The 16,906-nt window shown below is 50.0% G+C and carries 4 protein-coding genes; 3 read left to right on the forward strand and 1 reads right to left on the reverse strand.

Going from position 1 to position 16,906, the window contains the following annotated elements:
* The first annotated feature begins 35 nt into the window (after positions 1-35).
* The 3 genes from DB520_RS25050 (at position 36) to DB520_RS25065 (ending at position 5,693) form a co-directional block, all read left to right on the forward strand.
* Entirely contained in the window at positions 36-1,433 is a 1,398-nt protein-coding gene (locus DB520_RS25050) for a UDP-glucose 6-dehydrogenase (RefSeq protein WP_114752537.1), read from the forward strand.
* Between the two features lie 459 nt (positions 1,434-1,892).
* Positions 1,893-3,728, forward strand: coding sequence for a 3-keto-disaccharide hydrolase (locus DB520_RS26890; RefSeq protein ID WP_198675456.1), 1,836 nt, complete (start codon positions 1,893-1,895; stop codon positions 3,726-3,728).
* A 12-nt stretch (positions 3,729-3,740) separates the two neighbouring features.
* Positions 3,741-5,693 carry a c-type cytochrome gene (locus DB520_RS25065; protein WP_114752539.1) on the forward strand — a complete coding sequence of 651 codons (1,953 nt, stop codon included), beginning with the start codon at positions 3,741-3,743 and terminating at the stop codon, positions 5,691-5,693.
* A gap of 418 nt (positions 5,694-6,111) precedes the next feature.
* Here the strand turns inward: DB520_RS25065 and DB520_RS25070 are convergent, their stop codons facing one another.
* A complete protein-coding gene (locus DB520_RS25070; protein ID WP_114752540.1) occupies positions 6,112-16,884 on the reverse strand; it encodes a non-ribosomal peptide synthetase/type I polyketide synthase in 10,773 nt (3,590 codons plus the stop codon).
* Between the last annotated feature and the right edge of the window lie 22 nt (positions 16,885-16,906).

Below are 16,906 nucleotides of genomic sequence, written 5' to 3' on the forward strand. Positions count from 1 at the left end.
TTTAATAAGTTAAATAATCACTTATAATTTAAAAGATGAGCATTAAAAGCATTTGTTGTATTGGTGCGGGATATGTTGGAGGGCCTACTATGGCTGTTATAGCCAAAAAATGTCCTCAGATAAAAGTCACCGTAGTGGATATTAATGAGAAGAGAATTGCGGCTTGGAATGACCCGGATGTTGACAACATTCCCGTTTATGAGCCCGGCCTAGGTGAAATCGTAGCGGATGCCAGGGATAAAAACCTGTTTTTTTCCACAGATGTGGACAGGGCAATTGACGAAGCCGAGATGATTTTTATTTCGGTGAACACACCCACCAAGACATATGGGGAAGGCAAAGGCCAAGCTGCAGATTTAAAGTGGATAGAGCTTTGCGCCAGGCAAATCGCCAAGGTGGCAAAGGGGGATAAAATCGTGGTGGAAAAGTCCACCTTGCCTGTCCGTACTGCCAGTACCCTTAAGGATATCCTTACCCATACGGGCAATGGGCTGAACTTCCAAATCCTTTCCAATCCCGAATTTTTGGCTGAAGGTACTGCTGTAGAGGATTTGCTTGACCCGGACAGGGTTTTGATTGGCGGTGAGCAGTCTCCGGAGGGAGAAAAAGCCATTCAGGCACTAGTGGATATCTACGCACAGTGGGTGTCTAGGGATAAAATCCTCACTACCAATGTTTGGTCCTCAGAACTCTCCAAACTTACTGCCAACGCCTACTTGGCACAGCGGGTATCCTCCATCAATGCCCTATCTGAGCTTTGTGAACATACCGAGGCAGATATCAATGAAGTGGCCAGGGCAATTGGTGCAGACAGCAGGATTGGCCCCAAGTTCCTTAAGGCCTCTGTGGGATTTGGGGGCTCATGCTTCCAAAAGGACATCTTAAACCTGGTGTATATTTCCAGGTCTTATGGCCTTAATGAGGTGGCCGACTACTGGGAACAGGTGATCATCATGAACGACCACCAAAAGAGGCGTTTTGCCAAAAAAATAATCCGCACGCTCTATAATACAGTAAGCGGCAAAAAAATAACTTTCTTGGGTTGGGCCTTTAAAAAAGACACCAACGACACCAGGGAATCCGCCGCCATCTATGTGGCAGATCATTTGTTGAACGAGCAATCCAGCTTGTCGGTATACGACCCTAAGGTAACGGAGGAGCAAGTATTTACCGATCTGGATTACCTAGATACCAGGTCACCGGAAGAAAACCGAAAGGCCTTAAAGGTGATAAAGGACCCCTATAAGGCTTGTGAAAACTCACATGCTGTGGCCATCCTTACAGAATGGGATGAATTCAAGGACTACGATTGGCAAAGGATTTATGACTCCATGCTCAAACCTGCTCATATCTTTGACGGAAGAAACCTGCTGGACAAAGAGGCCTTGAGAAAGATCGGCTTCCAGGTACATGCCATAGGAACGGCTGATTAATAAGGGCAAAGGTTTTTCCATACGGGATTGCCTTTTGGCTAAAAATATCATCCGTGGGAAATGGTTGCTATTACTAACCGAGGGATTGTTTTTTTTCTGATTTTTATGAAAAATTATAATCTCTCGGTTTGCTTCTTTTTCTACGTCTAGACTGTACGCAAAATCCTGTAAAAGGCGGAGTGGGAACCAAAATTCCTATCCCGGAGGTAAAGTTGCTACCAATAGTTCTTTTGGATTTCCTCCCTTTTCCCCAGTTTGCCACTTGGGATTTCCAAGTAGCAGGAGGAACAGTAGAAGTTGGTAATAACAGCTAAGCTTGGAAGCAAAAATTAACTGGTGTAGCAAACACTTTAATACAGAAAGGGTTTTTTTATTAAGTAAAAAACCCTTTTTTTACAACCCAAAAAAGCCCGTGGCCACCTATCCACGGCAACTTTAACATTCTAACCTACATTGGAAGTGAATTTATACCAAACAAAAGTGAAATGTGATTGGCTCAGGTTGATTGGCTGCGGATTGCTGTTGGTTGTACTACCTCAAATTGGGCATTCCCAAAAAAAGGTGGATTTCGGTCAACTTGATTTTTTTGATTCTCCCGGCAAGACCTGGAGTCTGGTGTCGGATGTTTTTGCAGATCTGGAAAACCAGGAACAACTAAAGGCCAGCAAGGGAGTGGGAATCCTGCTTAACCAACCCACCAAAAGGAACCAGGGCAAGGATCTGCTCAGTAAGGAACACTACGGGGATATGGACCTGGAGTTGGAATACATGACCTTCCGGGGATCCAATTCGGGAATCTACCTACAGGGAAGGTATGAAGTCCAAATTTTGGACTCCTGGACAAAGCTTAATCCCGGATCCGGAGACAACGGGGGTATCTATGAAAGATGGGACGAAAACAGGCCAGAGGGGCAAAAGGGGTACCAAGGCTATGCACCCAGGTACAATGTAAGCAAGGCACCCGGGCTTTGGCAGAAGGTGAAAATCTCCTTTCAGGCACCCAGGTTTGATGACTCCGGCAATAAAATTTCCAACGCCAAAATGCTCAGCGTGGAACTAAACGGGGTGACTATACATGAAAATGTAGAATTGTTGGGTCCTACCCGCAGTGCCTATTCCCAGGAAGAAACCGCTAGGGGCCCTTTGATGATACAGGGGGACCATGGCCCCGTGGCCATCCGAAACCTGGTAATAACCCCATTTGACAATCCCACTCCTAGCCTAAGTGAACTCACTTACAAGCTGTATGAAGGAGCCTTCGAGCAAAAGCCCGACCTGGGCTCCCTGGAAGCGGACTTGAGCGGAGAACTCACTGCTTTGGGGTCTGACTTTAAGACCGAGGCCAACCAATATTTGGCGGTGTACCATGGCAACCTAAGTGTGCCGGAAACCGGAAAATACAAAATGCGTGTCCAAACCCCTGGCGGAGAGGGGCACTTGGTAATAGGAGGTAAAGAAGTACTGGACTACAATGCCAGCAACCGAAATATAGAAGTGGAGTTGGAAAAAGGAGAGCATGAGGTGGAACTGGGGTTTTCCAAAAGGACCACTTGGATGCCTGCGGCTTTGGGTTGGAGCATTTCCGGACCTGGGGTTAGGGAAAAGCAGCTCAGCCAAAGTGCCAGCGAAGGAGCTAGTGGCGTAGGGGCCATACTTGTAAACCAACAAGAAAGGCCTGTACTAAGAAGCTTTATGGATGTCCCTGGCCATGGCAGGCTAACCCATGCGGTATCGGTGGGATCCCCCCAAAATGTGCATTATACCTATGACCTGCTATCCGGAAACCTGGTGCAGGTATGGAGAGGGGGGTTTTTGGACGCCACACCCATGTGGAACTCCAGGGGTGACGGTTCCTCCAGGCCCTCCGGAGCGGTAAGCCGTTTAGGCAAGCCCTCCTTTGCACTGGCCAAACTCAGCCAGGATCAAGATGCCTGGCCCAGCGACAGTACGGGTACAGCTTTCAGAAGCCATGGATATCGAACAATGGGTCAGGAGTACCAGTTGGTATACCAGTATGAATTACACGGGGCTCATGTTGCCGATGAGCTGGAAGTGCTTGCTGAGGGAAAGGGACTGAGTCGAAAAATCACGGTTTCCGATGCTCCAGAGGGTTTTTCACTACGTCTTGCCGCTGGGGCTCAGATTCAGGATTTGGGAGATGGCCTGTATGCCGTCGATGACAAAACCTACTACATCCAGCTGCACCAGGGCAATGCCGGTATTATCGATGCCGGAGAAGGCCAGGAACTTAGAATGCCCATTACCGGAGAGGCCAGCTATTCCTTACTATTTTAATTTACAGCAACCATGAAATCGAGTTTCTATATATCCAGCTTATTTGTTCTCCTTTTTTCGGTGAGCACCTTGGCACAGGAGTCCCCCATGGAAGAGGACTATTTTCGTATCAAAAGAGTCACCCCGCCAGAGGGTACCCTGCTGGAAGTGGGTGGCCTCACCACTCTTCCCAATGGTAACATTGCCCTCTGTACCCGAAGGGGCGAGGTGTACGTGGTGGAGAACCCCAGCAGTGCAAGACCCTATTTCAGGAAATTTGCCTCCGGCTTGCATGAGCCTTTGGGTTTAAGGTACCATGAAGGTTCCCTATACTGCGCCCAACGTGGGGAACTCACCAAACTCACCGACACCAACCACGATGGCAAGGCCGATCGCTATGAGACCGTGTATGCCTGGCCATTGACAGGAAACTACCATGAGTACAGTTATGGCCCCACTATGGACGAGGAAGGCAATTTCTACGTGTCCACCAACCTGGGTTTTTTCAGTGAGGAATGGTGGAGGGGAGAGAGTAAGGTTCCCTTTAGGGGATGGATGTTAAAAATCAGTCCGGAAGGACAACTGGAGCCACTAGCGGTAGGCATGCGTTCCCCTGCCGGGCTGGGGATGATAGATGGACAGTTGTTCTACACCGAAAATCAGGGGGATTATATGGCCTCCGGAGGTGTTTGGCATGTACAGAAGGGGGATTTTGTAGGCAACCCAGCAGGCCTGGAGTGGTCTTCCCATCCAGGTTCCCCGGTGAAGACAGAGAGAGCGGCCTTCAACCAAGTAGTGAACCCAAGGAAGGAAAAGAATGAACTGGGCCGCTACATCAAACCGGAAAACGTGCAAAACGAGGAATACCAGACCATGTATCAGGTAAAGGAAAGCTTCCCTGAATTAAAGCTTCCTGCGGTGTGGTTCCCATACGGCGTTCACGGGATTTCTACCTCCGAGCCCATCAAGATACCCAAGGGGCATTTTGGACCCTTTGAGGAGCAGTTGCTGGTAGGGGACCAGGGACAGAGTAAAATCATGCGTGTGGTGCTGGAAGAGGTAAAAGGAGAACTGCAGGGCGTGGCATTCGATTTCAGGAGTAATTTCAATTCCGGGGTGCTAAGAATGACCTGGGGCAACGACGGTTCTCTTTTTGTGGGGGAAACCAACCGGGGCTGGGGCTCTGCCGGAGATGCAGACGAAGGCCTGGAACGACTGGTATGGAACGGGCAAGTGCCCTTCGAAATGAGTACCGTAAAAGCCATGCCGGATGGGTTCGAAATCGAGTTTACCAAGCCGGTGGACAGAAAATCCGCAGAGGACCTGGCTTCCTATTCCATACAGACTTTTATCTACAAGTACCATCCCGTCTATGGCAGCCCACCAGTGGACATGGATATGGCGGAGGTAAAAGGAGTCCAAGTGTCTTCCGACAGGCTGAAGGTAAGGGTCAAAGTGGATGGGCTGAAGCAATATTACCTGCACCATATCCGCCTGGACGGGGTAAGGGAAGAGGGCAGCAGCTATTCGCTGGTGCATCCTTCCGCCTATTACACCCTCAACAATATCCCGGAAGGCCCGGAATTGGCCAGTGCCGAAATGAGCACCTATAATTCAGCCCTTCCCAAGGAGGAGCCGAAGCAAGAGGAGCCAAAGAATGTGACTCCCAAGGCCGTGGCAGCGGCCAGCCCCAGCACTGAGGCCAGCCCCGCACCCGCCCAGGAAGAGGCAATCGATGCGGAGGTGGTAAAGGGCCTGCTTACCAAACACACCTGTATCGCCTGCCACCAGGAGGACAGCAAGCAGGTAGGGCCGGCATATAAGGATATTGCCAAAAGAAAGTACAGTCCGGAAAGGATGGTGGAACTTATCTACACCCCTGAACCCCAGAACTGGCCGGATTATGCCACTCCCATGCCGCCCATGCCCCATGTGCCAGAAGAGGATGCCCTAAAAATCGCCAAATGGATTAATAGTTTGAACTAGAAGGGGAGGGAGAGAAGTTGAGGTAGTGACTAAGAGACGGAGTGAGTTGTTTTAGGGGGAATTGATGGATTGGTCTCCGGAATGTTTTAACCACAGAGTACACGAAGGAGGCACTGAGGGCACAAAGGTTTTTGATTGAAAAAAGTAGAAAAGTACCCCGACTGGGTGTAGTATCCACTACACCCCAAAATCGCTGCTCTTCAATAGAAACGCAAACTTCCATAGGCCCTTTGCAATGGCCCGAAGTTAATCCTCCATGGGGGAATCCTGTCCTTCCAGCATCGCTAATCCCTTTCAAAAATCGGAAGTCCCTATGAGACTGAAAACAAGACAATCCATTTCCATATCCCTCTGTCCCCCTTTTGGGTGGGTGACACCCAGCACAGGTTGTGGTTGGCTTAGCATACCAAAAATTTTTTCAGGTTTCTACCCGTTTGGTTTCCGCATGTTCTTCAAGCATACAAGCCAGTTTTTTCACAGTACCGTTTTCCACTAGTACGGAGACCGGAAGTTGGGTGCCAAACTCCCGGTTAACGGCGGAAATATACCGCATCGCCATCAGGGAGTGGCCGCCGATTTCAAAGAAGTCCTCGGTAATCCCAATGGGTTTTTTGTCCAGCAAGTTCTCCAAAATCCCGATGAGTCGCTTTTCCATCTTATTTTTAGGAGGGGTATAGCCTCTACCGGTTTCCGCATCAGCAGCACCTCCCGCCTTGAGTGCTTGCAGGTCCAACTTGCCACTTGCTAACCTTGGGAGCTCATTTAGGAAACGAATACCCGAGGGTCTCATATAGGAGGGCAGCTGTTGGTCGAGGTAATCCTTAAGGGCTTCGACAGGGGGGGATTGGTTCTTCTTGCCTACCAAATAGGCGAGCAGTCGCTTTTCTCCATTATTCCCTTTCTCGGTGACAATGGCAGCCTCCCGTACCTCCGGATGTTGTTTAAGTGCTGCGGCGACCTCCCCGGGTTCCACACGAAACCCCCTGATTTTTATCTGTTCATCCATTCTACCCAGCCACTCAATGTTGCCATCCGGCAGGTACCTGGCCAGGTCTCCACTGCGGTAAAGTCGTGCCTCTGGCGTTTCTACGATAGGATGGGGGATGAACTTTTCCGCAGTGAGTTCCTCTCGGTTCCGATATCCCCTTGCCAGACCTGCACCTCCAATGCAGAGTTCACCCGGTATTCCCGGAGGTAGCAGCTTGTTGTCTTGGCTCAAGATATATACCGCAACATTTGCTATGGGTTTTCCAATGGGTGCATATCTACGTTGTTGCTTGGGTTTGCAAGCCCAGTAGGTGCAATCTATGGCCGCCTCAGCAGGCCCATAAAGGTTATACAGCTCGGCATTTGACTGCTGGAAAAATTTTTCCATCAACTGCGAAGCCATGGGTTCTCCTCCACAAAACACCCTTCTCAGATGTTGGCATTCCACAAAAGAGGCTTCTTCTAGAAGGGCCTCCAGTAGCCCAGGGGTAAGTTGTAGATGGGTGATTTTTTGTAGGGCGATAAGCTGAGTTAGGCGTAAGGCATCCGTTTCGGTTCCCGATTCCGGAATCACCAGCCGGGCACCTGCCGATAAGGGTCCGAAAAATTCCCATACGGCAGGGTCAAAAGAGAGTGCCGTGCGTTGTAAAACGGCATCTTCCTCTTTCAGGGGGAATGTGCTTTGACGCCAATGTACCTGATTGCAGATGGCACTGTGAGATACCATCACCCCTTTGGGCCTGCCGGTAGAACCGGAGGTATAGACCACATAGGCCAGGTGCTCGGGTTTCACGCCATTGTTCGTGTTAGGGAAATCCATGGAATTGGTGTCTTCCACTACTTTCTCCTTGTCCATCATCAGAAGCTTGTATCCCCCTTTGGGGAGGGTCTTGTATAAACCTTCCCGGGCAATAAGTACCGTCGGATTTGCGTCTGCTATCATCCATGCTAGGTGTTGTGGCGGCAGGCTAGGTTCCAACAATAGGAATGCCCCACCGGCTTTCAGCACTGCCAATAGAGACAGGACCAACTCAGGGGATTTTTCCAGGTGAATTCCAACAATGGAGTCGGATCTAACACCTAGTTTGCGTAGCTTATAGGCAAGCTTGTCGGCTCGTAGGTTCAACTCTTGGTAGGTAAGTTGGTTTTCTCCGCATACCACGGCTATACTTTCAGGTGTCCTGCTGACTTGCGCCTCCACTAGTTGATGCAGGCATTTTTCTACAGGGAAACCGGCAAATGTGGCGTTGTTTTGGGCATAGAAGTGCTCCTGCTCCTTGTCGTTCATTAGTGGGATAGAATCAATTTTTTGATCAGGAGCTGTTCCTATTTCTTCCAGGAAATGCAGGAGATGACTCAGCATTAGCTTTGCAGTGGCTTCCTCGAAAAGGTCGGTATTGTATTCAAGGGAACCTTGAAGCTGTTCTTTGTCGTCCATCAGTAGGGTGAAGTCCGATACGGCTGCCCCGGTTTCCACAGGCACAGGTTTTACGGACAATTTCCCCATTTCAAGTTTGGGGTATTGCAGAGTATGTAGAATCAGCATATTCGAAAACAAGGGGGAGTGCCCGGGTTCTCGTTTTGGACGGAGTTCTTCCACCACTTTCTGGAAGGGTACGTCTTGATGTTCAAATGCTTCAAGGCTTACCTTCCTGATGCGATTCAGGAGTTCTCGGAACCTGGGGTTGCCGGACAGGTTGCTGCGCAAAACTACTGTGTTCATACAGCAGCCCAGCAAATCCTCTGTGCCAGCCCGGCTTTTTGTGGCCATTGGGGTGCCTGTGCTGATGTCGGTAGTGTTGGAATAACGATGTAACAGCGTCTGAAAGGAGGCAAGCAAGGTAACGAAAAGCGTCACTCCCTCCTCCTTACTCAACCTTCGCAATTTGTCGGAAAGCTCCTTTGACAGTTCAAAAGGAATATGGGATCCACGTATTCTTTTACAGGCTTTTTTTGGAAAGTCGGTTGGAATGGCTAACCCTCCTGAAGGCAATTCACGAAGTTGCTGTTTCCAATAGTCAAGTTGTTTGTTGATGAGTGCCGGGGTCAAGAGCTCCTTTTGCCGGGTCACATAATCTTTATACTGGAGTGCAGGTTCCGGAAGTGGGGATGGTTTTCCATCTGAATAGGCAGCGTAAAGGGCCATTACTTCCTTGGCGATTAAGGCCATGGTCCAGCTATCGGCAGCGATATGGTGTACCATCAACAAAAGTAGGTACTCCTTTTCCTCCGTTTGGATCAGCAGGGAGCGCAGTAGTGGCGGTTTGTCCAGATGAAAAGGTTTTTGGATTTCCTCCTTGGCAATTCTTTGCTTTTCAGCGGCTCTTTTGCCTAAGGGTACATCCCGGAGATCCCGGTAGGGCATGGGGATGTCCATGGGAGGTGCTATATACTGCTTGGGGTTTTCGTCCTCAAAAGTAACTACCGTGCGTAAGGCCTCATGTCGGCGTACTACCTCTTGGACGCTCTTTTGTAAGGAGGCCTTATCAAGAGGGCCGGTCAGCTTTGCCGCCACCACAAGATGAAGGGCTGGGTCTCCCGGGGAGGCTTGTTCGAGGTACCAAAAGCGGCTTTGTTCTGCTGAAAGGGGCATTGCAGTATTGGAAATCTGTTCCATTTCTTGCTGCTCAGGAACCTCCTCAGTTTCGGAATGGGGAAGGATTTTCTCAAGTAGGGTATTCCCCAAGGCATGGCCATTCACCCCCTGAAGGATTTTTACTACCGGCAGTTTAATCCCCAGGTCGGAATTTAGGGCGGTGGTGAGCTCCACTGCCATCAGGGAATCGAAGCCCATTTCGGTAAGGGGCCTGTCCATATCGATCTTATCCGGTTTGCTGCCGCTCACACGGGCGAGTTTTCCTTTGAGGTAGGTATTCATGGCTTCCTGCCGTAGTTCAGGAGCCGTGCTGCGAAAGGTCTCCAATGGGGAATCGCTTTCCTTGTCCTCTTCTTGGCTGCTGGCACTGGCCTCTTCCAGCACATTTCGAAAACGGGTGGAGGTGGCCATCACGGAATGGGTGTTTACCCAACGGTGCCAGTCAATTTTGGCAATCAAAACATGGGCCTTATCCGTGCCCAAAAGTTTTTCCATGGTATCTAGGGCGTCCACAGGGGAGAATCCCTCAAGCCCGGCCCGGTTGAGGTAGTTCACCACCTCCGGATGCCGGGAAACATACCCTGCACCCGCCACTGCGCCCCAGCCTATGGACTGTGCAGGTAAGCCCAGTTGCTGTCGATAACCAGCCAGGGAATCCAGAAAGGAGTTGGCCGCTGAATAGTTTCCCTGCATGGGATGACCCAGTGGCGAAGCCATGGAGGAAAACAGGATAAAGTGATCCAACTCATCCTCCAGGGTGAGGCGATGCAGGTTCCATGCACCGGCCATCTTGGGCGACATGACTTCCAGTAACCGCTTATTGTCAAGGTCTTTTAAGGCAGCATCATTCAAGGTCATAGCTGCATGCACAACTCCCTTCAGAGGGGGAAGTTGCTTACGGATAAATTCCAGCACCCGCTTTACCTCTTTTTCCTTACTTACATCCGCGGAAAAGACGGTTATTTGGGTTCCTGATTTCTTTAATTTTTCCAGCAATTTGCCATTCTCTTTGGGCTTTCCAGAACGACTCATCAATACGAGGCTTTTCACCCCTCTTTGTGCCAACCATTGGGCGGTGGCAAGACCAAATCCCCCAAGACCTCCGGTTACCAGATAGGTTTCCTCCTTTTGCCCTATGGTCGGTTTGGAGGCTAGGTGTACTGGGTAACTGGGATGATCAAGGGTCAAGACAATCTTGCCAATATGCTTGGCTTGGGCCATATAGCGAAAGGCATTTTCTGCCTCGGCAAGGTCAAAGGTGGTGTTGGGGATGCCTTCCCACCTGCCATTCCCTACTTCTTCCACCACTTGGCTGATCATGCAGTTGGCGAAATCCGGTCGGTCAATGGCCATCTGCTGCAAATCCACAGCCGAGTAAGAGAGATTTCTTCGGAAGGGCAACAAACCTAGGACCGAATTCTCATAAATATCCCGTTTTCCCAGCTCCACAAAGCGCCCATAGGGACGCAGCAAGTTCAGGCTTTCTTCCATAGCTTCCCCGGCAAGGGAATTCAACACTACATCCACTCCCTCCCCATTGGTGAGGTTTCGCACTTGATCGACGAAGGATAAGGTGCGGGAGTCCATTACATGGTTGATGCCAAGGGAACGGAGGTAATCCCTTTTTTGCTCCGAACCTGCCGTGGTAAAGATCTCTGCCCCTATTTCCTCGCAAAGCTGGATAGCAGCCAAACCCACCCCGCCTGTGGCCGAATGGATAAGTACCCGTTCCCCCTTAGTGACTTTTGCCACCTGATGAAGACTATAATAGGCGGTTACATAGGCATTGACCACTGAGGCTGCTTGTACAAAGGAAAGGGACTTGGGTTTGTGTGCGACAAGATGGGATTGTGCTATTGCCCTAGAGCCATGTGCTGCCCTGGCAAGTGCGATGACCTTATCCCCCGGTTTGAAATCGGTGACTTTCTCCCCGCATTCCACTACAATACCTGCACATTCAAGCCCAAGGGCAGAATTATCCAACTCTGTAGGCAATGCCTCCCTTGGCAACATCCCGAGGGCAAGCAAAACCTCCTGGAAATTAAGCCCGGAAGCATGCACTCGGATGATTAGTTCTTCTTTACCGAGTTCAGGGGATTCAGTTTCACGCAGTTTCAGGTTCTCCAATGCCCCTGGCTCGGCTAGTTCTAGCCGAAAGCTATCGGTTTCGGGCGACATGCTACGAATATTCTCTTTTGGTTGGATACCTTCAGTAGATAGGCGGTGCAGACGTCTAACATAACACTTTTCACCCCTTAAGGCAGTTTCCTCATCCTCCCATTCACCCAACAACAAGTCCACTAAGTTATGGATCTCCGGCATGGATGGTACTGCACCCAAATCCACCATTTTACAGGTGATTTCCTCGAATTCATTGGACACCACCCTACCCATTCCCCAAAGCGTGGACTGCGCTATGTGAGTCAATTCAGATGCTGCACCATTAGTGAGGTTCTGGGCACCGGAAGTTACCAGCCAAAGCTTCCGGATTAGGTTTTCAGGCTGTTGTTGCAGGAGGTTTAGCAGCCCCCCACACACGAATTGCTGAGACTCCAACAGCAATTGGCTGCTAAGGCTGTCCCCTGTAGGTGCATTAGTTGGCCAAAGGTAAATGACTCCCTTACAACCCTCTTCTATTATGCCGCCTTCGGCAAAAAGCCGTTTCATTGATTCCGGTTCATCCACTGGAAGTTGAAAATGATTCTTATCTTTTTGCAGGTATGATTTCCCACAGTGGGCAAGTATACAGCGGTCACCCTTTTTGCCTAAACCTTCGGCTATTCTTTGGGCTAATCCCCGCTCGTCTGCTAATAGAAGCCAGGTTCCCTGCTGGTTCTTGGTTGAATCTGCTTTGCCATTATCTTCTTTTTTGGCCGAAGAAAGGGAAGTAGAATTGCTATTGGAATGGGTAATAGTGATGGTTTGAAGGGTCTCCTTTCCGTTTGAGCTAGTGAATAAGGATCTGGTATCCCCAAAACCATAATCCGAGAGCAGGTCTTTCCATTCCTGGCGGCCAATGATGGGGGAATCCTTCCGTACCTCGAAATCGGTGAAACGCCACCAACCATCCAATAAGCCAAAAACCAAGTTGAACCAATCGGCCTTACGCGTAATTTCAAGAATGACCAAAAGACCTCCGGGCTTTAATAAATGATGTACATGGCTCAGGCTGTTTTTTAGTTCTTGGGTAGTGTGCAGCACATTTGCCGCCACTACCATATCGAAGGAATGGGGCTGGTAGCCTTGTGAAATTGGGTCTTTTTCAATATCCAGTACTGAAAACTCATGCTTGCTTGCCCTACCCAGTCTTTGCCTGGCCTCGGTCGCGAAATAAGCAGAGATATCGGTAAAAACATACTGGGCATTTTCGGGTAATCGCGGTAAAATTTCCACGGATGCTGCACCTGTTCCCGCACCAATTTCAAGGATTTTTGGGGCGATATGGTTTTTGGCATCCACAAATGAAGACGCCACTACTTCTGCAAGTGCCTCGTGATAACTTCGGCAGGCAGGGCTATTGTGGTACATGCTGGACAACACTTCCAAGGAAGATACAGTCAGCAGTACTTCCCGCACATCTGTACTCCCGATAAGGATCCCTGCCAAGTTCTTACCCCCCATTCTTACAAGTTCACATTCAGCAGAGTAGGCAGGTACCCTTTGTTGGAGATCATCCAGTAATTGACCAGGATTTTCCAAGGTATTGCCTTTCTCCTCGAGTTGGGAAAGCGCCATTTTGTATAATTCCTTAAATAAGGGTTTATACTCCTTTTTCACCCCGAGTTTGTCCGAGAGGGTTGCTGCATTCTCTTCTTTTTGTGCAAAGTAATCCCACCCCAGCTCTTCCAATGCATTAGCGGCATAAATCCCGGCAACACGATTCATCCCAGGCACCACCACCTCATAATAGAGACGCACATCTGCATTATCCTCCGGAGGTTGGGCATTTGACTCTGCCAGGTTTTGAATCTTTTCGCTTTCCCTTACCAGCAGTTGCTCTTTGCTTGTGGAGGAAATTCCCTCTCTTTGTTCCCATTTGAATGCATAGGACCAGCCCTTGTTCATCCGCATCTTTTTTTCCCCGGTCTCTTCCAGAAGCTTTGCCTTTAAGCCTTCTACACCAATTTTCACCTCTCCTGCCTGATCCATTAGCATTACATCCCCTTCCAGCAAAGCTCCTGATCCTTTTCGGACTCGAATGTATGCCAGGAAATTCCCCGTAGCGGGTGCCTGATAACTAACTTGCCCTATGGAAATAGGAAAAATCGGGCCGGACAACTCCTCACTTTCCAGTCTATCGGATGCCAACACCACAAGCACCTGAAAAGCGGCATCTAGCAAAGCGGGGTGAACACGGTAGGGTTCAGCATTAAGTCCCGGGGGAAGGGCAATTTGTGCAATAGCTTCCTCCTCTCCCGCATGAATGCTACGGACCCCCCGGAATGCACTGCCATAGTTGAACCCTATGGATGCTATAATGCGAAAATGCTCCTCCACAGGCACTTCCCTGCCGCAGCGCTTCAATATAGCTGCAAGGTCAACCTTTTCGGGTGCCATGCCGTTTTGTTGTTCCTTTATCCTTGCACTGGCATGATACATCCAGTGATCACCATTCTCCGAGGGACTGTAAATTTCCATGGATTTGCTCTCTTGCTGGTGAAAACATTGCAGCAACTGATCTCTGGAGGCTCCCAAAAAGAGCAGCTTCTGAAACTGTATATTTTTAAGAGTAACGGGTGTTCCCTTCCAAATCTCTCCGGCAGCGGAAAGCATCATTTCTACATACCCTGCGCCAGGGAAGACAATGCTGTCTTCCACTAAATGCGCATTGAGGAATTCGGTTCGCGGATCGTTAAGGTTTACCTCCCATAGCGGGAGTGCACTGTGTATCCGGTGGCCGAGTAAGGGGTGGCCGGTATCCACACCCGAAGAAAAAGACATTTGCTTTGGCATTGGTTCTATCCAGTGCCGCTCCCGCTGCCAGGGATAGGAGGGTAGGGGAACATAATTCCTACCTGGGTAAAGTCCCTGCCAATTGACCGGATACCCCTGCACATAAAGTTGGGCGAGGGAGCGGAGCATCATTCTCCGCTCCTTTTCTTTGCGCCGTAGGGAGGGCAAAATACTTGCTTGACTATTATGGTCTGACAAACATTCCATAAGATAGGTGGCCAATACGGGGTGGGGGCCAATTTCGAGGAAAACTGTGTAGTCCTCTTCCAGCAATACCTTCACGGCTTTATCAAAACGCACCGGTTTACGCACATTCTGCCACCAGTATTCCCGATTAAACTCTTCCCCCCTGATATAGCTTCCCCTTACGCTAGAAACTACAGGTATGGAAGCTGCTTTAGGTTTAATTTCCCGGAGCACATCAAGGAGTTCTTCCTGTATATGCTTCATCTGCGGGGCGTGATAGGGGACATCCACCTGCAGGATCCGGCAGAATCGGTTCTCCTGCTCTAATTTTTTTGCAATATGTTTTAATAGTGAAATATCTCCCGATAGTGTGACGGAGTTCTTGCTATTAACTGCGGCCAGCGAGACCTTGTCTTCCTTTCCTTTCATTAAGGATTGGGCTTCCTGCTCAGAAACTGCAGCAGCAAGCATGCCTCCAAATCCTGCCATGGTATGCTGCAGGCGACCACGATGGTAAGCCAGGAAAAGTGCATCCTCCAGGGAGAGTGCCCCAGCCACATAGGATGCGGCGATTTCCCCTGAGCTGTGGCCGAACACCACGTCAGGCTTTACTCCCCAAGCCTCCCACAATGCCGTCAGTGCAACCTGTACGGCAAAATTGGCCACATGGGCCAGTTCGGCCTGGGCTATTCGAGAATCATGCTCCTCCTTGTTGAGTTCATCGATAAGGGACCAGCCTGCTATGGGGCGGAGAATATGGTCGCATTTGGTCAAGGTATCCCTGTAGGCAGGTTCGGAGGCAAATAGTTCTCTGCCCATGGCCCACCACTGTGGCCCCATGCCTGAGAAAGCAAAGGCTAACCGTATAGACGATGCTGGCTTTGCTTTGCCTACTATCACATCTGCTCTTTCCTCCTTATGCTGGAATGCTTGCAGCCCCCCAACCATCTCTTCAAGATTGTTGCCCAAAACAGCCATTCTATACTCGTAATGGCTTTGCCTGTTGGCTGCTGCATTACATAGATTTCTTAAGGTGTTGGTAAACCCCTCTTTCAGACGCTGTTTATATCCTGCTACATAATCAGCCAGGGCTCCGGGTGCCCTGGCAGAAATGCTGAGAAATTCCGTCTGTGAGGATAAAGGCTCTTCCGGTTTTTCCACCTGTGGAGGTTCTTCCAGAATAACGTGGGCGTTTGTACCCCCAAAACCAAAAGAGTTTACCCCAGCCCTGGCAGGTCGGAGAGTTTTAGGCCATTGCAGCAGGGCTGTGGCTACTTTCAGGTGGTATTGGTCAAAGGGAATTTCGGGATTTGGGGCAGAAAAATGCAGGCTTGGGGGGATTTTGCGATGCTTGAGCGCAAGTGCCGTTTTGATCAGTCCTGTGATACCTGCACCTGCTTCTAGGTGGCCCACATTGGTTTTTACCGAACCTATATAACAGGGTTTTTCCGAATTCCTTGATGCACCAAACACCCTGCCCAAGGCGCCTGCTTCTATGGGGTCACCCGCTGAGGTCCCGGTGCCATGTGCCTCCACATACTGGATATCATTGGCGGCACACCCTGCAATTTTCAGGGTTTCTCGTATGAGCTTTTCCTGTGCATCCCCGTTGGGCAGGCTGATACCTGCGGTGCGCCCATCTTCATTGATGGCACTGCCCTTTATGACGGCATAGATAGGGTCGCCTTCTTCCAGTGCCTTTTTCATTGGTTTAAGAAGGACCACACCTGCCCCTTCACTGCGCACATATCCGTTGGCACTCTCATCGAAGGCCCTACATCTACCGTCTGGGGAGATCATTCCTGCTTTACAGAAGCCAACGGAGAGTTCTGGGGAAAGGATAAGGTTCACTCCCCCCACGATTGCCTGATCGGACTCCCCTCTATCCATACTTTGACAGGCCAGGTGAAGAGCGGTAAGGGACGAAGAGCAAGCAGATTCAATGGCGAAACTCGGGCCCTTCAAATCCAGGAGGTAAGAGATGCGGTTTGCCGCCACAGAAAGGGCATTGCCAATGTTGATATGGGAGTCAAGGAGTTTTCTCCTGCCAGGATGCACATGCATATCGGCATAATCATGGGTGGAAATACCAATAAATACACCGGTAGCTGTACCTGCCAAGGCATCAGGAACCTGACCCCCGTCTGCTATGGCTTCCCAGGTTACCTCCAACAACAGGCGGTGTTGGGGATCCATCCTTTTGGCCTCCCTAGGGGAAATCCCAAAGAAGTCGGCATCAAAGCCATCCACTTGTTCCAAAAAACCTCCCCATTTGGAATAGATTTTCCCGGGTGTTTCGGGGTCAGGATCGAATACCTCGTCCAAGTTAAAACGATCCCCGGGAACCTGGGTGATGGCATCTACCCCATTGCATAGAAGATCCCAGAATTGCTGGGGAGTGTTGGCTCCACCGGGAAAGCGGCACCCAATGCCAATGATGGCGATATCGTCATTTGTTGTCCTTCGCATGTCCGATTACATTAGTGTTACC

Origin of the sequence: Pleomorphovibrio marinus (genome assembly GCF_003347495.1) — a bacterium.
GTDB classification, from domain to species: Bacteria; Bacteroidota; Bacteroidia; order Cytophagales; family Cyclobacteriaceae; genus Pleomorphovibrio; species Pleomorphovibrio marinus.

Coding starts and splice junctions, on each gene's coding strand:
- DB520_RS25050 (WP_114752537.1), top strand. CDS start 36: ATGAGCATTAAAAGCATTTGTTGTATTGGTGCGGGATATGTTGGAGGG.
- DB520_RS25065 (WP_114752539.1), top strand. CDS start 3,741: ATGAAATCGAGTTTCTATATATCCAGCTTATTTGTTCTCCTTTTTTCG.
- DB520_RS25070 (WP_114752540.1), bottom strand. CDS start 16,884: ATGCGAAGGACAACAAATGACGATATCGCCATCATTGGCATTGGGTGC.